At 70.4% G+C, this 26,142-nt stretch carries 24 protein-coding genes, 1 tRNA gene and 1 pseudogene; 10 read left to right on the forward strand and 16 right to left on the reverse strand.

What is annotated here, in order from left to right; genetic code table 11:
- Window positions 1-3: 3 nt before the first annotated feature.
- Window positions 4-543, forward strand: a complete 540-nt coding sequence (locus BMY19_RS23900) for a superoxide dismutase family protein (protein ID WP_056526253.1) — start codon at window positions 4-6, stop codon at window positions 541-543.
- Here BMY19_RS23900 and BMY19_RS23905 read toward each other — a convergent pair.
- The 4 genes from BMY19_RS23905 to BMY19_RS23915 all read right to left on the reverse strand — a co-directional run bounded on the left by BMY19_RS23905 (window position 536) and on the right by BMY19_RS23915 (window position 1,919).
- A complete protein-coding gene (locus tag BMY19_RS23905) occupies window positions 536-988 on the reverse strand; it encodes an acyl-CoA thioesterase (protein WP_020095626.1) in 453 nt (150 codons plus the stop codon). The genes BMY19_RS23900 and BMY19_RS23905 overlap by 8 nt on opposite strands.
- A 26-nt stretch (window positions 989-1,014) precedes the next feature.
- The gene (locus tag BMY19_RS31025) at window positions 1,015-1,152 is read right to left on the reverse strand and encodes a hypothetical protein (RefSeq protein WP_020095627.1); all 138 of its coding nucleotides are present in this window, start codon (window positions 1,150-1,152) and stop codon (window positions 1,015-1,017) included.
- Between the two features lie 149 nt (window positions 1,153-1,301).
- Entirely contained in the window at window positions 1,302-1,571 is a 270-nt protein-coding gene (locus BMY19_RS23910; protein ID WP_020095628.1) for a hypothetical protein, read from the reverse strand.
- 162 nt (window positions 1,572-1,733) lie between these two features.
- Window positions 1,734-1,919, reverse strand: coding sequence for a YegP family protein (locus BMY19_RS23915; RefSeq protein ID WP_026605317.1), 186 nt, complete (start codon window positions 1,917-1,919; stop codon window positions 1,734-1,736).
- A 228-nt stretch (window positions 1,920-2,147) separates the two neighbouring features.
- Here BMY19_RS23915 and BMY19_RS23920 point away from each other — a divergent pair, with 228 nt between their 5' ends.
- Window positions 2,148-4,286 (forward strand): molybdopterin-containing oxidoreductase family protein, encoded by a 2,139-nt coding sequence (locus tag BMY19_RS23920; RefSeq protein WP_100253170.1) that lies wholly within the window; start codon window positions 2,148-2,150, stop codon window positions 4,284-4,286.
- A gap of 170 nt (window positions 4,287-4,456) precedes the next feature.
- Here the strand turns inward: BMY19_RS23920 and BMY19_RS23925 are convergent, their stop codons facing one another.
- Window positions 4,457-6,007: a DEAD/DEAH box helicase gene (locus BMY19_RS23925; RefSeq protein ID WP_100253171.1), complete on the reverse strand. Its 1,551-nt coding sequence runs from the start codon at window positions 6,005-6,007 to the stop codon at window positions 4,457-4,459.
- A 576-nt stretch (window positions 6,008-6,583) separates the two neighbouring features.
- Between BMY19_RS23925 and BMY19_RS23930 the strand changes: the two genes are divergently transcribed.
- The gene (locus BMY19_RS23930; RefSeq protein WP_020095632.1) at window positions 6,584-7,561 is read left to right on the forward strand and encodes a helix-turn-helix domain-containing protein; all 978 of its coding nucleotides are present in this window, start codon (window positions 6,584-6,586) and stop codon (window positions 7,559-7,561) included.
- A gap of 230 nt (window positions 7,562-7,791) precedes the next feature.
- Here BMY19_RS23930 and BMY19_RS23935 read toward each other — a convergent pair.
- Window positions 7,792-7,876, reverse strand: a tRNA-Leu gene (locus tag BMY19_RS23935).
- A gap of 118 nt (window positions 7,877-7,994) precedes the next feature.
- Window positions 7,995-8,300 (reverse strand): FliM/FliN family flagellar motor switch protein, encoded by a 306-nt coding sequence (locus tag BMY19_RS23940; protein WP_020095633.1) that lies wholly within the window; start codon window positions 8,298-8,300, stop codon window positions 7,995-7,997.
- Between the two features lie 89 nt (window positions 8,301-8,389).
- Between BMY19_RS23940 and lipB the strand changes: the two genes are divergently transcribed.
- Window positions 8,390-9,121, forward strand: a complete 732-nt coding sequence (gene lipB, locus BMY19_RS23945) for a lipoyl(octanoyl) transferase LipB (protein ID WP_100253172.1) — start codon at window positions 8,390-8,392, stop codon at window positions 9,119-9,121.
- 147 nt (window positions 9,122-9,268) lie between these two features.
- On the opposite strand, the gene BMY19_RS23950 is transcribed toward lipB, so the two are convergent.
- A complete protein-coding gene (locus tag BMY19_RS23950) occupies window positions 9,269-11,392 on the reverse strand; it encodes a carbohydrate porin (protein ID WP_170863028.1) in 2,124 nt (707 codons plus the stop codon).
- A 353-nt stretch (window positions 11,393-11,745) separates the two neighbouring features.
- Here BMY19_RS23950 and BMY19_RS23955 point away from each other — a divergent pair, with 353 nt between their 5' ends.
- Genes BMY19_RS23955 through BMY19_RS23970 form a run of 4 tightly spaced genes read left to right on the forward strand, consistent with a single transcriptional unit; the run spans window position 11,746 to window position 14,985 of the window.
- The gene (locus tag BMY19_RS23955) at window positions 11,746-12,309 is read left to right on the forward strand and encodes an iron transporter (protein WP_020095636.1); all 564 of its coding nucleotides are present in this window, start codon (window positions 11,746-11,748) and stop codon (window positions 12,307-12,309) included.
- 17 nt (window positions 12,310-12,326) lie between these two features.
- Window positions 12,327-12,677 (forward strand): cupredoxin domain-containing protein, encoded by a 351-nt coding sequence (locus BMY19_RS23960; protein ID WP_026605320.1) that lies wholly within the window; start codon window positions 12,327-12,329, stop codon window positions 12,675-12,677.
- Window positions 12,674-14,107, forward strand: a complete 1,434-nt coding sequence (locus BMY19_RS23965) for a 4Fe-4S binding protein (RefSeq protein WP_100253174.1) — start codon at window positions 12,674-12,676, stop codon at window positions 14,105-14,107. Before BMY19_RS23960 ends, BMY19_RS23965 begins: the two co-directional genes overlap by 4 nt.
- 53 nt (window positions 14,108-14,160) lie before the next feature.
- Window positions 14,161-14,985 (forward strand): FTR1 family iron permease, encoded by an 825-nt coding sequence (locus BMY19_RS23970; protein WP_042672594.1) that lies wholly within the window; start codon window positions 14,161-14,163, stop codon window positions 14,983-14,985.
- A 66-nt stretch (window positions 14,986-15,051) separates the two neighbouring features.
- On the opposite strand, the gene sseA is transcribed toward BMY19_RS23970, so the two are convergent.
- Window positions 15,052-15,900, reverse strand: coding sequence for a 3-mercaptopyruvate sulfurtransferase (gene sseA, locus BMY19_RS23975; protein ID WP_100253175.1), 849 nt, complete (start codon window positions 15,898-15,900; stop codon window positions 15,052-15,054).
- 324 nt (window positions 15,901-16,224) lie between these two features.
- Between sseA and BMY19_RS23980 the strand changes: the two are divergent.
- Window positions 16,225-16,536 (forward strand): annotated as a pseudogene (locus BMY19_RS23980) (GcrA family cell cycle regulator); the annotation flags it as partial.
- 25 nt (window positions 16,537-16,561) lie between these two features.
- Here BMY19_RS23980 and BMY19_RS23985 read toward each other — a convergent pair.
- From BMY19_RS23985 to cpaB, 7 genes are all read right to left on the reverse strand, one after another.
- A complete protein-coding gene (locus BMY19_RS23985; protein ID WP_020095643.1) occupies window positions 16,562-17,539 on the reverse strand; it encodes a type II secretion system F family protein in 978 nt (325 codons plus the stop codon).
- A 31-nt stretch (window positions 17,540-17,570) separates the two neighbouring features.
- The gene (locus BMY19_RS23990) at window positions 17,571-18,548 is read right to left on the reverse strand and encodes a type II secretion system F family protein (protein ID WP_020095644.1); all 978 of its coding nucleotides are present in this window, start codon (window positions 18,546-18,548) and stop codon (window positions 17,571-17,573) included.
- Between the two features lie 4 nt (window positions 18,549-18,552).
- Window positions 18,553-19,944: a TadA family conjugal transfer-associated ATPase gene (locus tag BMY19_RS23995; protein WP_020095645.1), complete on the reverse strand. Its 1,392-nt coding sequence runs from the start codon at window positions 19,942-19,944 to the stop codon at window positions 18,553-18,555.
- 114 nt (window positions 19,945-20,058) lie between these two features.
- The gene (locus BMY19_RS24000; RefSeq protein ID WP_100253176.1) at window positions 20,059-21,303 is read right to left on the reverse strand and encodes a CpaE/TadZ family protein; all 1,245 of its coding nucleotides are present in this window, start codon (window positions 21,301-21,303) and stop codon (window positions 20,059-20,061) included.
- Between the two features lie 78 nt (window positions 21,304-21,381).
- Window positions 21,382-22,137: a CpaD family pilus assembly protein gene (locus BMY19_RS24005; RefSeq protein WP_170863029.1), complete on the reverse strand. Its 756-nt coding sequence runs from the start codon at window positions 22,135-22,137 to the stop codon at window positions 21,382-21,384.
- A gap of 30 nt (window positions 22,138-22,167) precedes the next feature.
- Complete coding sequence (locus BMY19_RS24010) at window positions 22,168-23,796, reverse strand: type II and III secretion system protein family protein (protein ID WP_020095648.1); 1,629 nt, start codon at window positions 23,794-23,796, stop codon at window positions 22,168-22,170.
- Between the two features lie 5 nt (window positions 23,797-23,801).
- Window positions 23,802-24,617, reverse strand: a complete 816-nt coding sequence (cpaB, locus tag BMY19_RS24015) for a Flp pilus assembly protein CpaB (protein WP_020095649.1) — start codon at window positions 24,615-24,617, stop codon at window positions 23,802-23,804.
- Window positions 24,618-24,898: 281 nt separating this feature from the next.
- On the opposite strand from cpaB, the gene BMY19_RS24020 reads away from it, so the two are divergent.
- On the forward strand, window positions 24,899-26,104 hold the full coding sequence (locus BMY19_RS24020) for an ABC transporter substrate-binding protein (RefSeq protein WP_170855253.1): 1,206 nt from the start codon (window positions 24,899-24,901) through the stop codon (window positions 26,102-26,104).
- Window positions 26,105-26,142: the final 38 nt, after the last annotated feature.

Below are 26,142 nucleotides of genomic sequence, written 5' to 3' on the forward strand. Positions count from 1 at the left end.
CGCATGACCCGCACCCTGCCGCTGCTCGTATTGCTCGGGACCGCCGCCGCCGGCGGCGCCCTGGCACAGGAGCCTCCCAAGGAGGCGGCCAAACCGGCAGAGACCTACACGGCGCCGATCAAGAACGCGAAGGGCGACCCGATCGGCACGCTGGCGATCCGCGACGGGGCGAATGCCCTGGTCCTGCGCGTGACGATCCAGCCCGGCGGCCTGCCGCCCGGCTGGCACGGGATGCATTTCCACGCCGTGGGCGACTGCTCGGACCCGAAGTTCATGAACTCCAAGGCGCACGTGAACCACGACCAGAGCAAGCACGGGCTGCTCAACGCGGAGGGCCCCGACGAGGGCGACCTGCCGAACCTCTACGCGGCGCAGGACGGCTCGGCCAATGCCGAGGTCTCCAGCGAGACGCCGCTGAACGGCGAGGGCGGCCTGAAGGACGGGGACGGCGCGGCGCTGATCATCCACGCCAACGAGGACGACCACAACACCCAGCCGATCGGCGGTGCCGGTGACCGCGTCGCCTGCGGGGTGATCAAGTAGTCGTCGCGGACGGGGACGGCACGGCCGGCGGGATCTGCCGCGGCCGGCCGTCCTCGTCGATGGCCACGAAGGTGAAGGTGGCCTGCGTGACCCGCTCGCGGACCTGGGTGCAGAACCGCCGTGCCCAGGCCTCGACCTCAATCTTCATCGAGGTCCGGCCGACATGCGACACCCGGGTGTAGACGCACAGCACGTCCCCGACCCGGACCGGCCGGATGAAGGTCATCGATTCCAGCGCCACGGTGACCACCCGGCCCTGCGCCCGGTCGACGCCCGCGATGCCGCCGGCCTGGTCCATCTGCGACAGCACCCAGCCGCCGAAGATGTCGCCGTTGGCGTTGGTGTCGGCCGGCATGGCGATGGTGCGCACCGTGAGATCGCCCTTGGGCAGATCGACCTCAGCGGGCGGCGCGCCTCCGGCCGGTGAGAGTGCGACGTGCTGCATGCCGTCCATCCGCCCCCCGCACGCCGTCAGGACATCACGCCGGCGAGCTTGAGCCCCGCCGCCAGCAGAACGGCGACCGCGCTCAGGATGCATTCGAGCGGGATGGATTGCCAGAGGTCCGGCGCCGCCGCCGCGGGCTCGGCGCGTTGCGCAATATCGTTCATCGGGCTTCCTCTCGGGCGCGCCGATCTGCCGTCGGCGGTCCCGTTACCGGCACGATAAAGCAAGGCTCGCGGTCGCGCACCCCGAATCGGGGCGTGAAAAAGCCCGGCGGCTCGCTGGAGCCGCCGGGCCGGTCAGGTCGGAGAGCCGATCAGTAGTAGAACCGACGGCGCCAGTAGGGACGACGGTAGTAGGGCCGCGGGCCGTAGTAGAACCGGCGGCCGTAGTACGGGCGGCGCCAGTAGGGCCGCGGGCCGTAGAACCGGCGACGGTAGTAGTACTGGGCCTTCTCGGCCACCGCCGGCGCGGCTTCGGCGGGCAGAGCCAGCCCCGGGCCGATGGGCGCGGCGGACGCGCCCTCCGGCGCCGCGGCCGCGAAGCCCAGCGCCAGCAGGGCCGCGAGCAGGAATTTCCTCAGCACGGTCTCGACTCCCTTTGTGTCATTCGTCCTGGTCGACGAACCGCGCAGGGCGACGGGCTCCGCTCGGTCCGAACCGCTGCAACGCGTGGGCGAGCGGAAGCGTTGCAGCTTAACCGCTGCGACGTTTCGGACAGGGTTGATCGCAGGTTGAGACGCGCGGGGTCAGGCGATCTTCGTCGTCATGTCCTCGATGCGCGCCTCGGCGCTCTGGCGGACCAACGCGATGCCGTGCTCGCAATCCTCGCGGCGGACATAGCCTTCGCCCGAATCGGCGATCACCTCGCCGTTGCGCGCCCGCAGGCGCCAGCGCCACTCGCCCTTGGCGTCCCGGTAGAGTTCGAACCGCATGTCGCAGGCCCCCGCTTCTTCCATCCCTCAGATGGGGGCGCGCCCGCGCAAGGGAAGGCGGGGCGGTGAGGGCGCCGCGGGGCGGACAAGCCACCGAGCGGCGCGCGTGCGCGATCGGCCGCCGGGATTCGAGTTAGAATTTTTCTTCCTCTCATTGTACGCTTCGCCGATCGGGATCCGGGACGCCTGAACAATAACGGGACGCCCGCGGCCGGTGAGGAAGAGAGTATGAACGAGATCGTCCAGCCCGAGGCCTACTCGGAGGTCTTCTATGGAGGCTGCCCGCACGATTGCCCCGACACGTGCTCGATGCTGTTCGAGGTGAAGGGCGGCGAGCTCCTGAGCGTGCGCGGCAACCCGGACCACCCGATGACCCGCGGCGGTCTCTGCGTGAAGCTGAAGGATTACGAGAAGCGCCACTACCACCCCGACCGGCTACTCTACCCGATGAAGCGCGTCGGCCCGAAGGGCTCGAAGCAGTTCGAGCGGATCACCTGGGACGAGGCGCTGGACACCATCGTCACCCGCTGGAAGGCGATCATCGACCAGTACGGCCCGCAGGCCATCGCGCCCTACAGCTACCTCGGCAACCAGGGCCTCGTGCACGGGCTGAACGGCGGCGACGCGTTCTTCAACCGCATGGGCGCCACCGTCACTGAGCGCACCTTCTGCGGCGAGGGCTCCTGCACCGCGTGGCTCCTCACCGTTGGCCCGACCGCGGGCCTCGACCCGGACAGCTACATCCACTCCAAGTACATCGTGATCTGGGCCTGCAACTCGGTCAGCACCAACCTGCACCACTGGGCGATCGTGAAGGACGCGCAGAAGCAGGGCGCCAAGGTCGTCGTGATCGACGCCTACGCGTCGCGCACCGCCAAGGCCGCCGACTGGCACATCGCGCCGAAGCCCGGCACCGACGGCGCGCTCGCCATGGCGCTGATCAACTCGATCATCGAACAGGGCCTCGTCGACCAGGACTACGTCGACAACCACACGGTCGGCTTCGCGGAGCTGAAGGAGCGGGCCAGCACGCGCACGCCCGAATGGGCCGCGGAGATCACCGGCGTCTCCGCCGACGACATCCGGAAGCTCGCCCGCGAGATGGCGACCGAGCAGCCGGTGGGCATCCGCATCGGCGTGGCGCTGGAGCGGCACTACGGCGGCGGCCAGACCATCCGGGCGGTGACCTGCATCCCGGCGCTGACCGGCGCGTGGCGCCATGTCGGCGGCGGCATCACGCAGTTCGGCGTCTGGGAGCATCCCTACAAGTTCGACGTCATCTGCCGCCCGGACCTGATCCCGGAGGACACCCGGGTCGTCTCGAACCTTCAGATCGGCCGGGCGCTCACCGGCGAGATGCAGCTCGACCCGCCGATCATGTCGATGATGTGCTGGAACTCGAACCCCGTGACGCAGGCGCCCGAGACCGACAAGATCGTCGAGGGGCTGATGCGCGAGGACCTGTTCATGGTCTCGGCCGAGCACTTCATCTCGGACACAGCCTCCTACGCCGACATCCTGCTGCCGGCCACGATGGGCGCCGAGATGGAGGACATGATCCTCTCCTGGGGGCACCTCTACCTGACCTACAACACCAAGTGCGCCGAGGCGCCGGGCGAGGCGATCCCCAACAACGAGATCTTCCGGCGGCTGGCCGCCCGGCTCGGCTTCGATGAGGAGAACTTCAAGTGGAGCGACAGCGAGTGCCTTGAGCACTACGTCGACTGGTCATCGCCGGCCTGCGAGGGCATCGACCTCCAGTACATGCGCGAGCACGGCTTCGCCCGGCTCAAGGTCGGCACGCCGGACGACCGGGCGCCGCACCGGGAGGGGAACTTCCCGACGCCGACCGGCAAGTGCATGCTGAAGGTGGAGGGCGCCACGAACTTCGTCGCCCCGCCGTTCCGGCAGATGTACGAGGGCTTCCAGCCTGGCGAGGCGCTCGACCCGCTGCCGGACTACCTCGGCCCGCGCGAGTCGCACACGAACGATCCCGAACTCGCCAAGCGCTACCCGCTCAACATCGTCTCGCCCAAGAGCCACTACTTCCTGAACTCCTGCTACGCCAACATGGAGGACAAGCAGAAGGGCCAGGGCGAGCAGTTCGTGATGATCAGCCAAGCCGACGCCGACGCGCGCGGCATCCGGGACGGCGACCGGGTGCAGGTCGCCAACGACCGCGGCGCCTTCAAGGGCGTGGCCCGCATCACCGACGACGTGAAGGCCGGGATCGTGGTGGCGACGCTGGGCTACTGGCGCCAGCTCAACGAGGGCACGGTGAACAGCATCTCGTCCGGCGACTTCACCGATATGGGCCACGCGCCCTCGTTCTCCGACAACCTCGTCGAGGTCTCACGGGCGAACTGAACGGCTCCGCGCGCGGCGATCCGCTCCCGATCGCCGCGCCGGGTTCACACGGAGGGTCGAGCCGTCATCCGGTTGCGGTTTCGCCGCTCGTCCGGCGCGGTCACCGGAAACGAAGCCGCCCGGGACGGATCCGTCCCGGGCGGCTCGATCGTCACTCAGGCCATCTTCGCTCAGGGACGGGGCGCCCGCTCCAGCCAGCCGATGCTGCGACCCTCGCCGCCGCCACCGCCGCTGCGCGGACGGGCATCGGCGCGCTGGGGCCGGGCGTCGCGGCTCGGGCGACCCTGATTCGGGCGCTCGCCCTGCGGGCGAGCGGGCCGGTCCGCGCGGGCGTCGCGGCCCTGCGGGGCGTGGCCGCGATTGTCACCGCGGTTGTCGCCGCGGCCGTCCTGGGGTCGGCCCTGCCGGGGCGCGCCCTGGCCGGGACCGCCGAAGCCGCGGCCGCCCTCGGGCCGGCCCTGCTGGGGACGGCCCTGCTGCTGCCGGGGCCGCTGGCCCTGGCGGCCGCCGCCGGGGCGCTGCTGCGGACGCTCGGGCCGGCGCTCCTCCTCGCGGGCAATCTCGGCGGCCTCCTGGCGGGACGGCGGGGTGAAGCCCTCGGGGAAGCCCGCCACCGGGACCTTCTGCCGGGTCACGCGCTCGATGTCGCGCAGGTAGGCCTTCTCCTCGTCGTTGCAGAACGAGATGGCGAGGCCGTCGGCGCCGGCGCGGGCCGTGCGGCCGATCCGGTGGACGTAGCTCTCCGGCACGTTCGGCAGGTCGAAGTTGACCACGTGGCTCACGCCCTCGACGTCGATGCCGCGGGCCGCGATGTCGGTGGCGACCAGGACCCGGCAGGAGCCGTCCTTGAAGGCGGCCAGCGCCCGCTCGCGCTGGGGCTGGCTCTTGTTGCCGTGGATCGCGGCAGCCGCGATGCCGACCTTGTCGAGGCCGCGTACGACCCGGTCCGCCCCGTGCTTCGTCCGGGTGAAGACGAGCACGCGCTCGATCGCCGGATCGCGCAGGATGTGCCCCAGCAGCGCCTGCTTGGCGCCGGTATGGACGAAGATCACCTCCTGCTCGACCCGCTCGGCCGTGGTGGCGACCGGCGTCACCGCGACCTGGACCGGATCGGTGAGGTACTGGGACGCCAGGCCCGCGATGTTCTTGGGCATGGTGGCCGAGAAGAACAGGCTCTGGCGCTTCTGCGGCAGCATCTTCACGATGCGCTTGAGGGCGTGGATGAAGCCGAGGTCGAGCATCTGGTCGGCCTCGTCGAGGACGAGGATCTCGACGCCCTCCAGGGTCAGCGAGCGGCGGTCGACGAGGTCGATCAGCCGGCCGGGGGTGGCGACGAGGACGTCGACGCCCGGCGCCAGCGCCCGCTCCTGGCGGCTGATGGTGACGCCGCCGAACACCACCGTCGTGGTGTAGGACAGGTGCCGGCCGTAATCGGTGAACGACTCGGCGATCTGGTTGGCGAGCTCGCGGGTCGGCGAGAGCACCAGCACCCGACAGCCGCGGCGCGGCGCGCGGCGGTCCGAGAGCGAGAGGCGGTGCAGGATCGGCAGCGCGAAGGCCGCGGTCTTGCCGGTGCCGGTCTGAGCGATGCCGCAGAGGTCGCGGCCCGCCATGGCCGGCGGGATCGCCTGGGCCTGGATCGGGGTCGGCGCGACGTAGCCGGCCTCGCTGAGCGCCCGCAGCACGGGCTGGGCGAGGCCGAAATCGGTGAATTGGGTCAAGGATGTATCCGATGCAGCAGGGCCGGCCGGGCGCCTCGCGTCGCTCGCGAGCTGTGCCGTGTATGAGCCGGTCCGTTGGCAGGGGGCAGCCCGCGTGATGGGGCGGCCCGGGTGCATGCACGTTATGAAGAGGGGGGCCGGATCACGCCGGGTGGCGCCCGATCCGTCACGCAGCCCCCTCAAGCGGGCCGTGGCGGCCGCTGACGCTGCATCGCCGATATGCGTGTGTGCGGCTGCGAAGTCAATGCAGGGCCGGGTTGCGGTCCGCTCAGGCTGAGCGCCGCCGTCGCGCCGGTGAACAGCAGGCGCTCGTCCGACGGTGCCGTGCCCCGTGCACTCGGGATCGCCCGAAGACGCGGCTCGGCTGCCGATACGTGTCGATCACGTCTTCCCGATGTGGTCGGGGCGGGCGTTTATCGTCGTTGTGACCGAGGATCGCCTCTGATCTGTCCGTTGAGATATAATTGTTTCAGAATTGACGGTATCGTTGGATCGTCCGAGCGTGAAAGTGTATCTAAAGATACGCAGCGATCGGTATTCAGGATCGCTGCGCGGCCGCGACTTCAGATATTGCCTATGCAGACAGTGTTTTCGACGGAGGGTCTCCACCCCCGGAGCGGCTTCAAGCTCTGGCGAGACCTTCTCGGGGAGCGGCTCGTGCCGATCGAGGTCGAGCGCCTCGACGACGGGCCGTTCCGGGGCAGGCTCGACGTCGCGGAGATCGGCGCGCTGTACCTCTCGCGCCTGACGCAGAGCGCCCTGCGATGCGAGACGACGCCCAGCGCGGCCCGGCGCCACGACAGGGCCGGGATGGTCGTGGTGCTGTTCAAGCTCGCGGGCCTGTCGACGAGCGTTCAGGACGGCCGGGAGGCCGTGCAGCGGCCGGGCGACATGGTCGTGCTCGACCATCGCCCCTCCGTGCTGACGACCCACAGGGACAGCCAGGCCCTGTTCCTGGAGCTGCCGCGGGAGCGCCTGGAAGGCGTGCTCGGCTCGACACGGCTCTACACCGGCCTGTCGGTCGGGGCGGACCTCGCGTCGGCCACGCTGGCGACCGGCTTCATCCACGACCTGATCCGGGTGCGGCACCAGCTCACGCCCGACGCCGCCGAGCGCATGTCGGCGATCGCGGTCGACCTGATCGTGGCGAGCCTCGCCGAGCGGCTCGCGCAGGATGTGCCTCGCCCCGTCCACGGCAGCGTCGTCGTTCAGCGCGCGAAGGCGCATGTCGAGGCCCATCTGGACGATCCGGGACTGGACCCGCCCCAGCTCGCGGCCGCCACGGGGGTCTCGCTGCGCCGGCTCCAGGAGCTGTTCCACGAGCGCGGCCAGCACATTTCCGACTGGATCTGGGAGCGCCGACTGGCGGCGGCGGCCAAGCGGCTGTCCGACCCAGCCTGCCTGCACCTGTCGATCGGGATGCTCGCCTACGGCTGCGGGTTCACCAGCCAGGCGCACTTCTCCCGCCGGTTCAAGGACCGCCACGGCCTGACCCCGCGCGAGTACAGGGAGGCCGCCCTGCTGCGGGCTTCCGGTGCTCCGTCGGCTCCCTGATCGGGACGGTAGCCGGCCTCCGCCGATCCCGCGACGTCCCGGCGCGGAATGATGCGCGCGGTCCTCGCGCAACCCCTGGCCGGGCGCAGGCGCCTGCGCCCGGCGTGCGAACGGCACGCGCGTCGCGACCCGGCGCGTCGGCTCAGATAATGGTGTATCGTGATCGGCGGCGCACCGCCCTGTCATGCACCACATCCGGGTTGCCGCAGGTCCGGGCAACCGAAACAATGTGGTGCGGCCAAGAGGACTCGAACCTCCACCCCTCTCGGGACTAGCACCTCAAGCTAGCGCGTCTACCAATTCCGCCATGGCCGCATCGGACGCGAAGACCGGTCCGTTCGCCCGACCGTCGCGCGCCGCGGGAGAACCCGGGGCCGCTTTCGTGTCGCGCGGCGCAGCGGATAACAGATCGTCCGGCCGCCGACAAGCGCAGTCACGGGGAATCGTAGCCGCCCTCCAGGAAAGGCGCCGCGCCGTCGCCGATGCTGACGCCCGGCTCGACGATCGAGGCCGCCTTGCGGATCAGCTCGGTCACCTCCACGGAGATGCGGTCGCCCGTCACCACGATCTGCCCGCGCGCGATCGGGTGGTCGTTGGCCAGGATCTCGACCATGTCGCTGTCGCTGGCTTCGAGCTCGATCACGGCGCCGCGGCCCATCCGGAGGAGCATGTGCAGCGGCATGCGGGCCCGGCCCAGCACCACCGTCAGATCGACCTTCAGGGTCTCGAAGACCGCCACCGTCTGCCATCCCGTCTCGCAGCCGGAACCTTGCAACCGCCGGCCGCGGATGTTGAAGGCTTCGACCATCGACGCAGGATGGTGAACTCTTGGTAAACGCGCCCCGCCTCACGGTCAGCCCGCCCGCCTTCCCGAAGCGGCCCGGCACCGATCCGGTCGCCGGCCCGGTGGGCTGGCGCGTGAGCGACGCGGCAGTGGATTACGCCGCCGCCCTCGCCTGGATGGAGGCGCGCGCGGAGGCGATCGCCCGCGGCGCGGCGCCCGAATGCGTCTGGCTGCTGGAGCACCCGCCGCTCTACACGGCGGGCACGTCGGCCCGGCCGGAGGATCTCGTCGCGCCGGACCGGTTCCCGGTCCACACGACGGGGCGGGGCGGGCAGTATACCTATCACGGCCCCGGCCAGCGGGTGGCCTACGTGATGCTCGACCTCGACCGGCGCAGCCGCGACCTGCGCGCCTACGTGGCGAGCCTGGAGGCGTGGCTGATCGAGACGCTGGCCGCCTTCAACGTCCGCGCCGAGCGCCGCGAGGACCGGGTCGGCGTCTGGGTGCGCCGGCCCGAGAAGGGGCCCGGCGTCGAAGACAAGATCGCGGCGATCGGCATCCGGGTCCGCCGCTGGGTCAGCTTCCACGGCATCAGCCTGAACGTGGAGCCCGACCTCGCGCATTTCGACGGGATCGTGCCGTGCGGCGTCCGGGAGCACGGCGTGACGAGCCTCGTCGACCTCGGCCTGCCGGTGAGCATGGCCGAGGTCGACATGCAGCTCCGCGCCGCCTTCGAGGCGATCTTCGGGGCGACCGCGATCGAGGTGGCGGAGTGAGCAGGGCCGCGCCATCGGGCGATGCCGCCGTCGTCGCGAGCGCAGCGACCCAGGGGGCGTGTCGTCCGGAGCCCGGACCGGATCGCTTCGCTCGCGAATACGCATCGCGTCCGAACGCTCCGGTCGGAGGCCGTCTCATCGGCGCGATCAGAAATCGGCGTGCAGCCGCGAGGCGAAGAAGTGCGCCGGCCCGCGGTCGCGATTGTATCCGGGGTTGTCGATGAACTGGTAGTCGAAGGTCAGGGTGACGAACTTCGTCAGGTTCAGGGCGTAGTAGGTCTCCAGCGCGCGCTCGGTGCCGTAGTTGAGACGCCCGTCGCCGATCAGCAGCCCGAGATAGCCGGCCGCGAAGGCGGCCCGGTGCGAGGGCGAGAGCCCGTTCATTGCGGCGCCGATGCCGACCGTGTCGTCGGGGCGGTCCCAGGCCTTGCCCTTCAGCGACAGGCCGCCGGAGAAGCTCCGGTCGATGTCGGTGAACGAGATGTTCTCGGTGCGCCCGTCGTTCAGGCTCGCCCGGGCGAACAGCCCGAGTTCGGGCGTCAGCGCCTGCTCCAGGTTGATGTAGCCGCCGGTCTTGCGGCGGGGACGCCGGGTCGCCGCGACGGCGTCGTTGATGTCGTCGAACAGGCCGAGCTGGGTCAGGGTGACGACGTCGCGGTTGTTGGCCGAGACGCCGACATTCGAGAACAGCCCGATGCGGATCTTGCCGGGCTGCTCCAGCCACGGGAGCACGTGGCGCTCCTCGAACTCGACGTTCAGCCCGGCGCGCCGGAACACCCGCGGGTCGAGCACGTCGCTCGACGGCTCCTTGGGCACCTGCGTGTAGGCGGCGCGGATCGCGAACTCGGGCCGGTTGTACTCGGCGTAGACGCCCTGCGTGAAGCCCGGGAGATTGGCCGGGAAATCCCAGGCCGAGGCACCCCAGAGCGACCAATTGAAGAAGTCCACGCGCGGGTCGTGCGCGTAGATGTTGCCGTCGAAGAAGTCGCCCAGCGCGAACTTGCCGGCGATCAGCGTGATCCGCTCGGCGTCGTAGCGGGTGGCCACCTGGTTCGGGCCGTCCGGTACCTCGACGGTCTCGCCGCCGAGCCCGAAGGTCTGCTTCACGTAGTAGCGGTTCGAGCGCAGCTTCGGGAACGGGGCGCCGGCCTTCTGCGCCTCGCCGTTGACGAAGCCGGCGACGCCCAGCGTCCGCGACAGGCCGAAGCCCTGGCTGAACTCGGGATTGTAGTAGACCTCGGTGCTGTCGGTGAGCTTGAGGCCGAGGAAGATCGTGGCCGTCGTGGTCTGCCGGGCCTGATGGGGGATCAGGCTCTGCGCGCCCTCGTAGGGCGAGCGGAAGCCGGGCACGCCCTGTGCGATCAGCGTCGTCTGGCCGTGGAGCGAGAAGCGGCCAGTATCGCCGTTGTCGGGATCGTGCGGGGCGGTCTCGTCCGGGTCCGGCGGGACCTTCAGCCCGTCCGGAAACCACATCAGCCGCGCGAACAGTTCGTTGGACGTGAAGCGCGCCCGGGTCGTGACCGGCCCGCCCGCGTCGCCGGGCACCGTGCCCAGCGGGAAGCGCCGGCTGCCTCCGAGATCGATGTAGCGGTAGTCGATGCCCAGCGCGAGGCTGTCGGTGATGGCGTACTGCACGCCCGCGCCGAGGGTGAAGCCGACGTAGCCGAGGTCCCGCCGCGCGGTGGTCTGGCCGCCCGTGTCGAGGTCCGGGTAATTCGCCAGGATGCGCGCGTTCGCCCCCGCGAGGCCGAAGGTGCCGTAGATCAGGTAGCGGTCGAAGCTGTAGCCGAGCCGGGCGCGCAGGGTGCCGTAGAGATCCGTCTTGGCGCGCACGATGTTGAAGGCCGGGTCCACGTTCGCGTAGCCGAAGCCCGCGATCGTCGAAGGGACGGGCCGCTTCAGATTCGCCGCGTCGAGACTCGCCTCGACGCCGTAGACCCACGGCCCGGCCTGCCAGTTCCAGCCGCCGAACAGGCCGCCGACCGCCGTCGTGGCGTTCTTGCCCTGGTCGCTGCGGCCGGTGGAATCGCCGCTCTTGAAGGCCGGGACCGGCCGGGCGCCGATCGTCGTCGGACCGAAATTGTAGGCGCCGTAGGACCCGCCGGCACTGCCCTCGAGGCCGACATAGCCCCCCGACCAGTCGGTGTAGGACGGCGCCTCGGCGGGGCGCAGCGGGGAGATGTCGGCCGCCCGCGCGGCGGCGGGCGCGAGGAGGGGGACGGCCAGGACGAGCGCCGCGGTGCGGACCAGGGACACGGAACGGGATCTCATCCGACTCACAGAGAAGTATAGCATTTGCTAAAACGCGTCACGGGGCCGTGCAAGCCGGGTCGCGCGCTCGTGATCGCGGGCCATCATGCGATTCATGGCCTTGCCGCCTCGCATCCTCGGTTCGTCGCATGGCACTGGCGTGACGATCCAGCCCGCGTTGGATTCGTCAAGATCCAGAGGGCATCGCACCGCGAAAAGCTTCGTGAAAGTGCGTCGTGATCGACCTTTTTCGATGCAACGACATGCGAATACCGTAATGTCGATTCGGCTGACCGGCAGATTAGAATTGTTATTATTTGACTGTCGTGCGATTCCGGTTTGATCTTCCCGCGGCCTGGATTATGTGCGGTCGCATGCACGCCTCGCACATCCTCCCGGTTCTCCGCGGCCTCGCCGCGGCCTCGCTCCTGGCGTTCGCCGGTGCCGCGGCCGCCAAGGAGGTGCCGATCGGTCCGCACGTGACGCGCAACGGCCTGGAGGTCGCGGCCGTGTATCTGCAGCCGATCGAGATGGATCCGCCCGGCATGATGCGCGAGGCCGCCAAGTCGGACATCCACCTCGAGACCGATATCCGCGCCGCCAAGGACAACCGCAACGGCTTCGCGGAAGGGGACTGGGTGCCGGCGCTCGACGTCCGCTTCGAGGCGGTGAAGCTCGACGGCGACAAGCCCACCGACCAGACGGTGTCGGGCATGCTGATGCCGATGGTCGCCAATGACGGGCCGCATTACGGCGACAACGTCAAGCTGTTCGGCCCGGGTCGTTACCGTCTGAAGGTCACCGTCGCGCCCCCGGGCAAAGACAGCCATTTCGGCCGCCACGTCGACAAGGAGACGGGCGTCGGCCCGTGGTTCGAGCCCTTCGAGATCACCCAGGACTTCACCTTCGCCGGCGTCGGCAAGAAGGGCGCCTACTGAGAGTGCCGGAGCTGACCGTGTCCCGCCTGCCGCGCTCCCTCGTCCGAGCCATCCCGCTGCTGCTGGTCGCCGCCGCGTCGGCCTCCGCGCCCGCGCGCGCCGACGACATGCCGGTCATCAAGGTGGAGATGCGCGACGGCGTGATCATCCCGACGGTGATCGAGGTTCCGGCCAACACCCGGTTCAAGCTCGAGATCTCGAACACCGGCCAGACGCCGGTGGAGTTCGAGAGCACGGAGCTGCGCCGCGAGAAGGCGCTGGCCGCTGGCTCGACCTCGGCGATCGTGTTCCGCACCCTCGATGCCGGCACCTACCAAGTGTTCGACGATTTCCACCCGGAAGCGAAGGCGACCCTGGTGGCCAAATGAGCGCGTTCACGACAGCGCCCGGCTCCCTGGCCCTCGCCGACGTCACGCCGCGCCGCTCCGCGGTCGACGCGCGGCTCGCCCGGTTCGGCGACGCGCTGCGCCGGTACGGCTGGATCATCCGGTCCGTGCAGTGGCTGATCGTCGCCGTCTACGCGGTGCTGGTGATCGTGCCGGCCCTGCTGCCGCTGCCCGACAACGCCGCCCACATCTGGACCAACCTGACGCTCGCCGCGCAGTTCGCCTTCTGGGGGATCTGGTGGCCATTCGTGCTGGTCAGCATGGTGCTGGTCGGCCGGGCCTGGTGCGGCGTGCTCTGCCCAGAGGGGGCCCTCAGCGAGTTCGCGAGCCGGTGGAGCCGCGGCTACGCCGTGCCGCGCTGGATCACCTGGCAGGGCTGGCCGTTCGTGGCCTTCGCCGGAACCACCGTCTACGGGCAGATGACCAGCGTGTACGGCTACCCGAAGCCGGTCCTCGCGGTGCTCGGCGGCTCGACCCTGGCGGCGATCGTGGTCGGGCTGCTGTATGGGCGCAACAAGCGCGTCTGGTGCCGCTACCTCTGCCCGGTCAACGGCGTCTTCGCGGTGCTGTCGAAGCTCGCGCCGGTGAGCTTCCAGGTCGACCGCGCCGCCTGGGCGGACTCGCCCAAGCCCGTCGGCGGCACCGAGTCCTTCAACTGCGCGCCCCTCGTGCCGGTCAGGACCATGCGCGGCGCGGGCGCCTGCCACATGTGCGGCCGCTGCAGCGGCCACCGCGGCGCCGTGCGCCTCGCCTTGCGCTCGCCCAACCACGAGATCGTCCACGTGGCCGGCGCGGAGCCCAGCCTCGACCAGACCATGCTGATCCTGTTCGGCATGCTGGCGTTGGCGGTGGGCGCCTTCCAGTGGTCCTCGAGCCCCTGGTTCGTCGATGCCAAGCAATGGGCGGCTACGTGGCTCATCGAGCGCGGGACGACGTGGCCCCTGGAGCACTCGGCGCCCTGGTTCGTGCTGACGAACTACCCCGACCGCAACGACGTCATGACGCTCCTCGACGGCGGGCTGCTGCTGGCCTACATCGGCGCCGCGACGATCGTCCTCGGGCTCGCTCTGTCGGGGATCGTGGCGCTTGCGACCCTGAGCCTCGGCGGCTGGTCGCTCCGGCGCTTCCACCACCTGACCCAGACGCTGATCCCGGTCGCGGGCTGCGGCGTGTTCCTGGGTCTGTCCGCGCTCACCGTGACGTTCCTGCGCGGCGACGGCATCGTGATCCCCTACGTGGCGGAGATCCGCGCGGGCCTGCTCGCCGGCGCCAGCCTGTGGAGCGTCTGGCTGGCCTGGCGGGTGGCGGGTCTCGCCGCCGGCGGCCTCCGCCGGGTGGCGGCCTCGGCCTGCATCGCCGGGGCGGCCGCCCTCTCGGTGGCCAACTGGGTGCTCCTGTTCTGGATCTGGTAGCGCGCGGTCCGCGCGCGCCGCGTCACACGACCTCACAAACCCTGGAGACCGCCATGATCGGCGCCTTCGTCATCGCCTTCCGCGAAGTCATCGAGGCGGGCCTCATCATCTCCATCGTGCTGGCCGCCACCCGCGGCATCCCGGGCCGGATGCGCTGGGTCCTGCTCGGCATCGCCGGCGGCCTCGCGGGCGCCGCTCTGGTGGCGCTGTTCGCCGAGAAGATCTCGGACGCGTTCGAGGGCAGCGGGCAGGACATCCTGAACGCCGCGGTCCTGATCGTCGCGGTGCTGCTGCTGATCTGGCACAACACCTGGATGAGCAAGCACGGCAAGGAGCTGGCGGGCGAACTGCGCGCCGCCGGCGCGGCGGTGCGCTCGGGCGAGCGGGAGGCGGCGGCCCTGTCGATCGTGATCGGCGCCGCGATCCTGCGCGAGGGGGCCGAGCTGGTCCTGTTCCTCTACGGCCTCGTGGCCTCGGGCACCTCGGGCGCCGACATCCAGTTCGGTGCGGTCGCCGGCATCGGCGCCGGAGCGCTCCTCTCGGCGGTGACCTATCTCGGGCTCGCCTCGATTCCGAGCCGCTACGTCTTCTCGGTGACCAGCGTCCTGATCATCTTCCTCGCGGCCGGCCTCGCCGCGCAGGCGGCGCAGTTCCTGGCGAATGCCGGGGTGGTCGAGGTTCTCGGATACACCCTCTGGAACAGCTCCGGCGTGATCGCCGAGAATTCCTGGCCGGGCCGCGTCCTGCACGCCCTGGTCGGCTACACCGACCGGCCGACCGCCCTCCAGGGGCTGGTCTACGTCGCCACCATCGCGGTGATGGTCGGCCTGATGCAGTGGAGCGCCGCCGACAAGCGCCGCGCGGTGCGGCCGGCCTAGTTGCGACGGGCCGGCGGGCGGCGGGCATCGACGTCGCCCGCCTCCGCGGCGTCCGATCGCCGCGCGCTACGGCGCGCCCGTCGCCACCGCCCGGGCCGGGTCGGCGCCCCATTCCGACCAGGAGCCGTCGTAGAGCCCCCGCGCCGGGCGGCCCATGGTCTCCAGCGCCAGCGCGATGATCGCAGCGGTCACGCCGGAGCCGCAGGTGGTCACGATCGGCAGGTCCGGATCGACGCCGTTCTCGGCGAAGACCGTCTTCAACTCCTCGGGGCTCTTCATCCGGCCGTCGCGCTGGAGGGCCGCGTAGTGCAGGTTGCGCGCGCCGGGCATGTGCCCCGGCCGGACGCCGGGGCGGGGCTCCGGCTCCTCGCCGCGGAACCGCGTCCCCGAGCGGGCGTCGACGACCTGCGCCGAGCCGCTGTCCAAGGCGCGGGCGACGTCGTCCGCGTCCGCCACGGCGCCGTGGTCGAAGCGGGCGGTGAAGTGCCGCCGCTCGGGCTGGCGCGGGTCGCCCTCCTCGGTCGGGTAGCCCGCCGCCACCCAGGCCGGCAGGCCGCCGTCCAGCACCAGCGCGTCGCGCACGCCGAAGGCCTTGAGCATCCACCAGACCCGCGGGGCGGAGAACAGCCCCTGCCCGTCGTAGACGACGATCTGCATGCCGTCGCCGACGCCGAGCGCGCGCATCCGCGCCGCGAACACCTCGGGCCGTGGCAGCATGTGCGGCAGGTTCGACTCGGTGTCGCTCATGGCGTCGAGATCGAAGCGGCGGGCGCCGGGTATGTGGGCGGTGCGGAACTCGGCCTCGGGATCGCGGCCCGCTGCGGGCAGGTACCAGGAGGCGTCGAGCACGACGATGTCGGGGGCCGCGAGGCGGTCGTGCAGCCATTCGGGTGACACGAGGGGCGCTTGGGCCATGGTCGGCGGATCCGGCTCTGTTCGCGTTGCGGGCTGACAGAACCACAGGTCGCCCGGCGTTGCACGCCCGGGCCATCGCGGGACGGCGGCGTTCGGGCGGATTCGTCAGCCGCGCCAATGCCAATTGAGCGCGCGCCGGATCGGATGAGCTACGCATCCCGCACCGTGGTCCGATGCATCCAGCGCAGGCTGGTCTTGTTTTAAAGAGCCGTAACCCCAGTTACGACACCATGATGACGCCAATCGCGTCGGCCGTCCGGCCGGCATCGTGTTGGCCGCCCCGGACGTTCCGCTCGCGGACGCGATACGGGGACGTCGCCTGAACGAGATGCGTTCAAACCTTCCCCGTCTGCCCGGGCGCCCGACCCACCGTGCAGGATGCTTATTGAGCCGATCGACACCATGAATCAACTCGTCCGCATGTCCCAGATCGGCGACGCCGAGACCGTCGAGGAGCCGTCGGCCGACCTGCGCGTGCCCTTCGCGCAGTCCGGCGCCTTCGTGTGCAAGTACATCATCGGCGAGCCGAACGACCGCGCCGTCTGCTGCGGCGCCCCCGTGTCCGACGGCAAGAGCTGGTGCGCCTACCACCGCCGCATCGTGTTCGAGCCGACCCGCCCCGGCCGCATCCGCTGAGCCTCTCCTTGCGCCATCCCGGCCGTCACTGCGTCCGCATGATCTGGATGACCGCCGGGGTGATGATGACGACGAACAGCACGGGCAGGAAGAACAGGATCATCGGCACGGTGAGCTTCGGCGGCAGACCGGCCGCCTTCTTCTCGGCCTCGTTCATGCGCATGTCGCGGCTCTCCTGGCTCAGAACCCGCAGCGCCTGACCGACCGGCGTGCCGTACCGCTCGGCCTGGATCAGCGCCGTCGCCACGGACTTCACCGGCTCGAGGCCGGTGCGCATCACGAGGTTCTCGTAGGCCTGACGCCGGTCGGGCAGGAACGACATCTCGGCGGTCATCAGCGCGAGCTCCTCGGCCAGCACGACCGAGGACGTGGCGATCTCGGTGCTCACCTTCCGGAACGCGTTCTCGATCGCCATGCCGGATTCGACGCAGATCAGCGTGAGGTCTAGGGCGTCCGGCCACGCCTTGCGGATCTCGGTCTGGCGCTTCTTGGCGGTGTTCACCAGGAACAGCTCGGGCGCCTTGATGCCCATGTAGGCCGCGCCGATCACCAGCCCGAACCGCATGAGGTACGAGGCGTCGAGCACCTCCAGCACGAACAGGTAGAACAGGGCCGCGATCACCGCCGCGACCGGCACGACGAGGCGGAAGAACAGGAAAGCGGTCTCCGCCCCCTGGCCGCGGTACCCTGCCTGCATCAGCTTGCGCTTGGCCGTGTCCGTGCCGAGCCAGCGGCGCAGCTGGTACTTCTCGACGACCGACTTCATGTAGGCCTTCGGCTCCGTGCGCAGCGTCGCCCGGCTTCCGGTCCGCTCCGCGCTCAGCCGCTCGCGACGCCGGATCTGCTCGCGCTCGTCGCTGACGAGCTTCATCCGCTTGCCGAGGCGGTCGGTCTCCAGGAAGGGCTGCGCCACCGCGTAGGCGGTCGCGGCCGCCGCGACGGCGGTCAGCAGCGTGCCCATGAAGCGGGGATCGAACAGCTTCTCGGCGATGGCGTCGATCATCGGGCGGGATCCGGCAGACGGCGCACCGCGCCTAGAACTCGAAGGCGATCATCTTCTTGATGGTGAAGATGCCGATGGACATCCAGATCGCCGCGCCGACCAGGGCGATCTTGCCCGTGTCGGTTGTCCAGAGCAGCGAGATGTAGTCGGGGCTGGTGAGCGCGGTGATGCCCGCCACCGCGAAGGGCAGGCAGGCGATGATCGAGGCCGAGGCCTTGGCCTCCATGCTCATCGCCTGGACCTTGCCGCGCATCTTGGCGCGGTCGCGCAGCACCGTGGAGAGGTTGTTCAGCGCCTCGGAGAGGTTACCGCCCGACTGCTGCTGGATGTTGATCACGATGGCGAAGAAGTTCACCTCGGCGGTGGGCACGCGCTCGAACAGCCGCGTGCAGGCCTCGCCGAGGGACAGGCCCATCGCCTGCGTCTCCACCACGGTCCGGAACTCGCTGCGCACCGGCTCCTCTGCCTCGCGCGAGACCATGCGGAAGCAGTCGCCCACCGGGATGCCGGTGCGGATGCCGCGGACCACCACGTCGACGGCGTTGGGCAGCTCCTTGTTGAACTTCGCGATGCGCTTGAGCCGCAGGTGGCGCAGCAGGTAGGCCGGCAGGCCGAAGCCGCCCGCGAAGGCGGCGCCGAGCGCCGCCAGGGCGTTGTCGGTGATGACAAAGAGCAGGAGCCCGAAGACGACTCCGCTCAGGGCCGAGACCCCGTAGAAGGTCTGCTTCGTCCAGCCGAGGCCGGCGCGGGCGAGCTTCAATTCCACGCTGGCCTTCGAGGCGCCCTTGGCCTTCGCCTCGATCTCGCTCAGCGTCTTGGCGACCTGCTCGCGCCGGTTGACGGCGACGCCCCGGGTCGCCGCCCCCGAGGCGGAGACGCTGATCGTCTTCAGGCGCTTGGTGGCCCGGCGCTCGCCGCCGAGCAGGGGCAGGACCGCCACGTAGGCGATGGCGGCCACCGCGATGCCGGCGAGGCCGGCGGCGATCGGCAGGTTGGAGGCGTCCGCCATCGGCTCAGTTCCGGTCGACGACCTCGGCGGCGTCGAGCGCCTCGCCGAGCCGCTGTTCGAGGCCGTAGTAGCGGGCGCGCTCCCAGAATTTCGGCCGGCCGACGCCGGTGGAGCGGTGACGCCCGATCAGCTTGCCGTTCGCGTCCTCGCCGACGATGTCGTAGAGGAACACGTCTTGGGTGGTGATGACGTCGCCCTCCATGCCGAGCACCTCGGTGATGTGGGTGATGCGCCGGGAGCCGTCGCGCAGACGCATCGCCTGGATCACGACGTCGATCGAGCCGCAGATCATCTCGCGCAGGGTCCGCGACGGCAGGGTGAAGCCGCCCATCGAGATCATCGATTCGATACGCGACAGGCACTCGCGCGGGCTGTTGGCGTGGAGCGTGCCCATCGAGCCGTCGTGGCCGGTGTTCATCGCCTGGAGCAGATCGAAGGCCTCCGGTCCGCGCACCTCGCCGACGATGATCCGTTCCGGGCGCATGCGCAGGCAGTTCTTCACGAGGTCGCGCATGGTGACCTGGCCCTGGCCCTCCATGTTGGGCGGCCGTGTCTCCAGGCGCACGACGTGCGGCTGCTGGAGCTGCAGCTCGGCCGCGTCCTCGCAAGTGATGACCCGCTCGTCGTGCTCGATGAAGGCGGTGAGGCAGTTGAGCAGCGTGGTCTTGCCCGAGCCCGTGCCGCCCGAAATGACCACGTTGCAGCGCGACTGGCCGATGATCTTGAGGACCTCGGCGCCCTCCGGCGAGATCGCCCCGAAGCGCACGAGTTGCTCCAGGGTGAGCTTGTCCTTCTTGAACTTGCGGATCGTGAGCGCCGGGCCGTCGATGGCGAGCGGCGGCGCGATGACGTTGACGCGGGACCCGTCCGGCAGGCGCGCGTCGCAGATCGGCGAGGCGTCGTCGACGCGCCGGCCGACCTGGCTGACGATGCGCTGGCAGATGTTCATCAGCTGCTGGTTGTCGCGGAACCGCACGCTGGTCAGCTGGATCTTGCCGTTGACCTCGATGAAGGTCCGGTGGGCGCCGTTGACCATGATGTCGGCGATGTCGTCGCGGGCGAGCAGCGGCTCCAGCGGGCCGTAGCCCAGCACGTCGTTGCAGATGTCGTCGAGCAGTTCCTCCTGCTCGGAGATCGACAGGACGATGTTCTTGAGCCCGATGATCTCCGTGACGATGTCGCGGATCTCCTCGCGCGCGGTCTCGGCGTCGAGGCGCGAGAGCTGCGTCAGGTCGATCGCCTCGATCAGGGCGCCGAAGATCAGGCTCTTGGTGCGGTAGTAATCCTCCGAGCGCGCGGTCTCGACGACGACCGGGGCCGCCGGCGCCGGGCGCTGGGCCGGCGCGGGCGCCGGCGCGTCGCGCAGCACCGGCGTGGCCGGGGCCGGGGTCCGCATCTGCGGCATCGGCGGGGGCGGCGCCGACGCGCCGCCGGACTGTCGCCTACCGAACATGGGTCAGAGCCCCGACGCTGACCCGCGGCACCGGCCGGGTGAGGGATCGCGTCCGCATCAGGATGCCTTGCGGCCGGAAAGCTTGGCGAGCAGCGGCTCCAGCAGGCTCGGACGGCCCCGCCGGCTCTCGGGACGTCCGAGGGTCATGGCCGCCAGGTCGTTGAACAGCTCCGCCACCTTCGAGCCCGCCTGGATCTCGGCGATCATCTGGCCGTTGTTGGCGGCCGTGCCGAACAGGGTCGGCTCGAACGGGATCGTCAGGGCCACCGGCGCCTCCAGGGCCTTGGCGAACTCGGCGGTGCCGATCTCGGGGCGCTTGGGCACGCCGACGCCGTTCAGCACGATGCGGGGCGGCTGGTCGTTCGGGCGACCGTGCTTCAGCGCGCCGAGGAGGTTCTTGGCGTTGCGCAGGCAGGCGAGGTCGGGCCCGGTCACGATCAGGATCTCGTCGGCCGCCGTCAGGACGCGCTTCGTCCACGCGTTCCACTGGTGGGGGATGTCGAGGACCACGCACGGGACGCTCGCCCGCATGTGCTCGATCAGGGTGTCGAAGGCCGGCTCGGACAGGTCGATGGTCCGGTCGAGGCTCGCCGGGGCCGAGAGCAGGCTCAGGTTGTCGCTGCACTTGGACAGCAGCCGCTCGACCAGGGCGGAGTCCAGCCGCTCGGGGGCGAACACCGCCTCGGCGATGCCCTGGGGCGGGTCCTGGTTGAAGTTGAGCGAGGCGGTGCCGAAGGCGATGTCGAGATCGGCGATCACCGTCTGGACGCCCTGGCCCCGGGCCACCGACCACGCGAAATTATGCGCCACGGTCGAGGCGCCGATGCCGCCCTTGACGCCGTAGACCGCCACGGTCCGGCCCACCGGCTTGACGCCCGGGGCCGTGAACAGGTCGGAGATCGCCGCGATGAGCGTCAGGGGCTCGACCGGCGCCATCAGGTAATCGGACACCCCGCGCTGGATCAGCTGGCGGTAAAGCATCACGTCGTTGACGTGACCGATCACCAGGACGCGGGTCCCCTCGTCGCAGACCTCGGCCAGGGCGTCGAGGCACTCGATCGGCCGCGAGCGCGCGCCCTGGATCTCGAGGACGATGACGTTGGGCGTCGGCGCGTGCCGGTACGCTTCGATCGCCGCGGCCCCGCCGCCCATCCGGACCTTGACCTGCGCCTTCTGCATGCGCCGGTCGAGGGCCGCGCCCTCGATCATCACCGCGGTCTCGCCGGTCTCGCAGAAGGCCTGGATGGTGATCCGGGGCACCGGGGCGATCGTGCGCTCGGTTGTCTCGGACAGCTCTGCCATGACGGCGCTTTCGGGTTCGCGTGCGGGGTGCGGCGTTGCGATCGGCGGCGGGGCTGCCCATCCCCGGCGCCGACTGTCTCAGTTCGTGACCTGGGCCTTCACGGCGGTCTGACCATCTTGCCGCCATGTGGTTGACGGATCCTTGCCGTCCCGCAACTGGCCAATGTCCCGGACCCGCTTGACCGTGTCGATGCGGCCCTCGGGCCGTCCGCGCACGAGGTCGACCGGGTCGGCGACCTGCGCGGCGACGTTGGACTGCATGGCGCAGCCCAGGTTCCAGCTCGGCCGGTTGTTGTAGTCGGTCGCGAAATTGCCGGCCCCGAGGTCCTGAGGCCAGAGGCCGCAGGCGTCGGCCACCTTGGCCTGCATGCGCTGGAAGCTCAGCCGGATCGGGGCGGCGAGGGTCGGCGCCGCCACCGCGTAGCCGCTGACGGCGATCTCGCGGGCGTTGACGCCGTTCTGCGTGCCGAGCCGGCCGAGAACCGAGGCCGTCCGCTGCACGGCGGCGACCTGGTCGGGCGGGACGCCCTGGGGCACCTGCATCAGAAGGGTTCCGCGGCCGTAGCGCCGGTACTCCAGCATGAAGGCGTCGACATCGGTCGCCTGGCGCGGGTCCAGATGGCCCGTGCCGGTCGGGAACACGTCGAGGCTGCGGGGCCCGTCGGTCAGCACGATCGGGTGGCGCGCGCGGTAATCCGTGACGTCGATGCCGCCGGTCGTGACGGGATCGGTCTTGCAGGCCGCCGCGAGGGCGGAGAGCGCGCAGGCGGCGAGCACGCTCGCGGCGCGGCGCGGCAGTGCGGGCGGGTGACGTCCGGTCGTGGGTCCGGTCATGGGTCCGATCCTGGGAGGCGCGGCGGAGCGCTACTCGACGATGAAGCCGACGCGGCCGCGGTAGGTGCGGCCGAGCGGCGCCGCGGCGGCCGCGCCGGGCGGGGCGACCTTGCCGTAGATCCGGTTGATCTGGCCGAGCAGCACGGCTTGGCCGTCGCTTGAGTCGACGAAGTTGTCGTCGGGCCGGCTGACCTGCTTCGCCTCCATCGGCCGGGCGATGTAGGGCGTGCACATGATCATCAGCTCGGTCTCCTGGCGCTGGTAGTCGCGGGAGCGGAACAGCGCGCCGAGGATCGGGAGGTTGATCAGGCCGGGCAGGCCGGCGATCGCCTGCTTGTTGAACTGCTGGATTAGGCCGGCGGTCATCATCACACCGCCGGAGGGCAGCTCGACGGTGGTCTCGGAGCGGCGCACCCGGGTGCCCGGCACTGCGACCGAGGTGTTGCCGATCACATAGTTGAAGCTCTGCTGCGTATCGATCTCGGTCACGTCCGTGGCGACGCGGATCGAGATCCGGTTGTCGGCCAGCACCGTCGGTGTGAACGACAGGGCGACGCCGTAGGGCTTGTATGTGATGCCGGGCGAGCAGACGCCGCCGACGGCGCAGGTTGCCGAGGCCGGCACCGCGAACTCGCCGCCGGCCAGGAACTTGGCGGCCTCGCCCGAGATGGCGGTCAGCGTTGGCTCCGCCAGGATGCGCGAGACGCCGGCCTGCTCGAACGCCTTCAGGGTCGCCTGGAGCGAGAAGCCGCCCCCCTGCACGGAGGCCTGGACCAGATTCCCGGTCGGCGTGTTCGTGTTGATCGGGAAGGGCAGGTTGTTGGTGATAACATTCGGGATGTACGCCGGGACCTGCGTGGCCGCCGCGGTGCCGCCGTTCACGAGCGTCTGCCCCAGGTTTCCGACCGGGTTCAGAGCCGACCAGTTGCCGGCCATGTTGATCCCGAACTGCTTCAGGACGTTGCGGGACACCTCCACCACGGTGACGCGGAGCATCACCTGGTCCTTGTTGCGGATCGTGAGGTTGTTGATCACCGCGCCCCGCGAGCCGGCGGCGACGCCACCGCTGGCCGCGCCCGCCGCTCCCGCGGCCCCGGCGCCGCCAAGGCCCACGAAGGCGTTGGCGATGTCGATCGCCTGCTGCGCGTCCGCCGAGGAGTTGACCGCTCCCGACAGGAGCACCGAGGCGCCCGAGGAGCGCACGTCGAAGCGTCCGCCCGGGATGCTCTGGTTGAGCAGCTCGCGCAGGGTCCCGAGGTTCAGGTCCCGCGCCACCGTCACGTCGAGGGCGGCAATCTGGCGGCCCTCGGCATCCATGATGAAGATCGAGGTCGCGCCGTCCGCCATGCCGATCACGAAGACCTTGCGGGTCGAGCGGACCACGGCGTTGGCCACCGCGGGGTTGGCCACGAACACCTCCTTGGCGTCCCGCGGCAGGTCGACGATGACGGACCGGCCCGCGGTCAGCTCGACCCGCCGGGTCGAGCTCGCTTCCGCGGCTCCGACCGTGAGGATCGGCGCCGGGCCGAAGGTCTGGCGGTCCTGGGAAGAGGCCGGCCCGGTCAGGGCGACGAGCAGCGCGAGGGCGCCGGCCGAGCAACGGCGCGGGCCGCGGTCGGGGCGCCGCGTCGGGCGCGTGAGGGACAGCGAAGCGGTCATGGCGGTCACGGCGTCTGCTGCCGCGCGACGCCGAAGCGCACCACGGTCAGGGCGGGTTCGGGCATCTGCGCGGCGGACGCGTCGGCCAGCGGTACGGCTTCCGGCGGCAGCCCGGCATCGGCGAGGCTGCGCAGGGAGAGCGTCAGGGCGCCGACCTTCTGGGCGAGCGCCAGGGTCTCGGCCTGTGCGGGCGTCACGGCCAGCGTCGCGGTCTCGCCGGTGACGACGTTGGTGCCGTTCTTCTCCTGAACCAGCTGACCGATCGCCAGGACGCGGATGTCGGTGAGGATCGTCTGGGAGAGCTGCACGTCGCTGTTGTTGGCCCGCGAATTGGACTCGTCGCGGAAGGTGCGGATCACGTCGACACGGTCGTTCGGCAGGATGAAGCCGCCGGCCGAGTTGGTTCCGCGGCTGTCGGTGACGATGGCGACCGCGCGCATGCCGGGCGGCAGGATCGCCGCCATGAACCCGCTCTCCGGGCGCACCAGCTTCTGCGCGCGGATCGGCTCGCCCGTCAGGAAGCCCGAGCGCACGGACGCACCGACGGTCTCCTCGAGGGCCTTGGGGTTGATCTTGCGGGTCATGTAGCCGTTGGCCACGGCGCCGTCCGGCCAGGGCTGCCAGCGCAGGTCCGCGGCCCGGAGCACCTGGCCCATGGGCATGTCGATGGCGGCCACGAGCACGTCGGTCGTCGGCTGCGGCGGCGCCTCGGCCGTCGGCGGCGGTGGCGGCGGTGGCGGATCGCCGCCGCTCATCAGGAAGGCCGCCCCGGTGCCCGCCGCGAGGGCGATTCCGAGGACGGCGAAACGGGCTGGGTTCATCGCATCGCCACGCGCCGGAGACGGCCGGATTGCCGTCCATGACGGGAACCTGCGCGGGGATTCGTGTAATTATGGTTAAGGTATTATAACCTCTGCCGTTGTCGCCGGTCCGGAAACGGGTCGATCGGAACCGCGTCACAATCCGCGGAATCCTTCAGCTCCCGCCCGACCCCGGCCGTGGCGCGGCGCCGGGTCGTCCCCTATCGTGCCGCCGGAACCGCCTCAGAAGCGGGCACTCGGGCGAACCGGGGGGAGACATGATCAGGACAATCGGCGGCGCGGTGATGGCGGCCGCTCTCGCGGGGACCGCGCTCGGCTCCGCTCCGGCGGCCGCGCAGGGAAGCTTCTCGGACAACGCCATACGGATCGGCGTCCTCAACGACCAGTCCGGCCTCTACGCCGAGTACGGCGGCCAGGGCTCGGTCGAGGCCGCCCGGATGGCGGTGGAGGACATGGGCGGCAAGATCGGCAGCGTGCCGATCGAGATCCTCACGGCCGACCACCAGAACAAGCCCGACATCGCCTCGGCGATCGCCCGGCAATGGTACGACCGCGACAATGTCGACGCGATCATGGAGCTGACCACCTCCTCGGTGGCGCTGGCGGTCCAGGGCCTGTCCAAGGAGAAGAAGAAGATCACCATCACCACCGGGGCCGCGACCAGCGACCTCACCGGCAAGGCGTGCTCGCCCTACGGCTACCATTGGGCGTTCGACACGCGGGCGCTGGCGGTGGGCACCGGCGGCGCGCTGACCCGGGCGGGCGGCAACACGTGGTTCTTCCTCACCGCCGACTACGCCTTCGGCTCGGCGCTGGAGGCCGACACCAGCAAGGTCGTGCTCGCCAACGGCGGCAAGGTGCTGGGCAGCGTCCGGCACCCGCTCTCGAACCAGGACTTCTCGTCGTTCCTGCTCCAGGCGCAGGGCTCGAAGGCCAAGGTGATCGGGCTCGCCAATGCCGGCCTCGACACCTCGAACGCGATCAAGCAGGCGGCCGAGTACGGCATCGTCGAGGGCGGCCAGAAGCTCGCGGCGCTGCTCTTCACCCTCTCGGAGGTGCACGGGCTCGGCCTCAAGGTCGCCCAGGGCCTGACGCTCACCGAGGGCTGGTACTGGGACGCCAACGACGAGACCCGCGCCTTCGGCCAGCGCTACATGAAGCGCACCGGCCGGATGCCCAACATGATCCAGGCCGGCACCTACTCGGCGGTCCTGTCCTACCTGAAGGCCGTTAAGGCGGCCGGCACCGACGAGACCGACGCGGTCAACGCCAAGCTCAAGGAGCTGCCGGTAGACGACGTCTTCGCCCATGGCGGGATCGTGCAGCCGAACGGCCGCATGGTCCACGACATGTACCTGTTCGAGGTCAAGAAGCCGGCCGAGTCGAAGGGTCCGTGGGACCTCTACAAGCTGATCTCGACGATCCCCGGCAAGGAGGCCTTCGCCTCTCCGGCCGAGAGCGGCTGCCCGCTGACGGCGGCGAAGTAGGTCTCACCCCGTCATCGCGAGCGCAGCGCAGCGACCCG

This window comes from Methylobacterium sp. UNC300MFChir4.1 (genome assembly GCF_900110155.1).
Taxonomy (GTDB): domain Bacteria; phylum Pseudomonadota; class Alphaproteobacteria; order Rhizobiales; family Beijerinckiaceae; genus Methylobacterium.

Bases quoted from the DNA above. Each gene is read 5' to 3' on its own strand.
- sseA (WP_100253175.1), bottom strand. From the start codon at position 15,900: ATGGCCCAAGCGCCCCTCGTGTCACCCGAATGGCTGCACGACCGCCTC.
- cpaB (WP_020095649.1), bottom strand. From the start codon at position 24,617: ATGAACCCAGCCCGTTTCGCCGTCCTCGGAATCGCCCTCGCGGCGGGC.
- BMY19_RS31025 (WP_020095627.1), bottom strand. From the start codon at position 1,152: ATGAACGATATTGCGCAACGCGCCGAGCCCGCGGCGGCGGCGCCGGAC.
- BMY19_RS23990 (WP_020095644.1), bottom strand. From the start codon at position 18,548: ATGGCGGACGCCTCCAACCTGCCGATCGCCGCCGGCCTCGCCGGCATC.
- BMY19_RS23900 (WP_056526253.1), top strand. From the start codon at position 4: ATGACCCGCACCCTGCCGCTGCTCGTATTGCTCGGGACCGCCGCCGCC.
- BMY19_RS23905 (WP_020095626.1), bottom strand. From the start codon at position 988: ATGCAGCACGTCGCACTCTCACCGGCCGGAGGCGCGCCGCCCGCTGAG.
- BMY19_RS23920 (WP_100253170.1), top strand. From the start codon at position 2,148: ATGAACGAGATCGTCCAGCCCGAGGCCTACTCGGAGGTCTTCTATGGA.
- BMY19_RS24000 (WP_100253176.1), bottom strand. From the start codon at position 21,303: ATGGCAGAGCTGTCCGAGACAACCGAGCGCACGATCGCCCCGGTGCCC.
- BMY19_RS24005 (WP_170863029.1), bottom strand. From the start codon at position 22,137: ATGACCGGACCCACGACCGGACGTCACCCGCCCGCACTGCCGCGCCGC.
- BMY19_RS23915 (WP_026605317.1), bottom strand. From the start codon at position 1,919: ATGCGGTTCGAACTCTACCGGGACGCCAAGGGCGAGTGGCGCTGGCGC.
- BMY19_RS23955 (WP_020095636.1), top strand. From the start codon at position 11,746: ATGCACGCCTCGCACATCCTCCCGGTTCTCCGCGGCCTCGCCGCGGCC.
- BMY19_RS24010 (WP_020095648.1), bottom strand. From the start codon at position 23,796: ATGACCGCTTCGCTGTCCCTCACGCGCCCGACGCGGCGCCCCGACCGC.
- BMY19_RS23930 (WP_020095632.1), top strand. From the start codon at position 6,584: ATGCAGACAGTGTTTTCGACGGAGGGTCTCCACCCCCGGAGCGGCTTC.
- BMY19_RS23970 (WP_042672594.1), top strand. From the start codon at position 14,161: ATGATCGGCGCCTTCGTCATCGCCTTCCGCGAAGTCATCGAGGCGGGC.
- BMY19_RS23985 (WP_020095643.1), bottom strand. From the start codon at position 17,539: ATGATCGACGCCATCGCCGAGAAGCTGTTCGATCCCCGCTTCATGGGC.
- BMY19_RS23950 (WP_170863028.1), bottom strand. From the start codon at position 11,392: ATGAGATCCCGTTCCGTGTCCCTGGTCCGCACCGCGGCGCTCGTCCTG.
- BMY19_RS23995 (WP_020095645.1), bottom strand. From the start codon at position 19,944: ATGCGGACCCCGGCCCCGGCCACGCCGGTGCTGCGCGACGCGCCGGCG.
- BMY19_RS23965 (WP_100253174.1), top strand. From the start codon at position 12,674: ATGAGCGCGTTCACGACAGCGCCCGGCTCCCTGGCCCTCGCCGACGTC.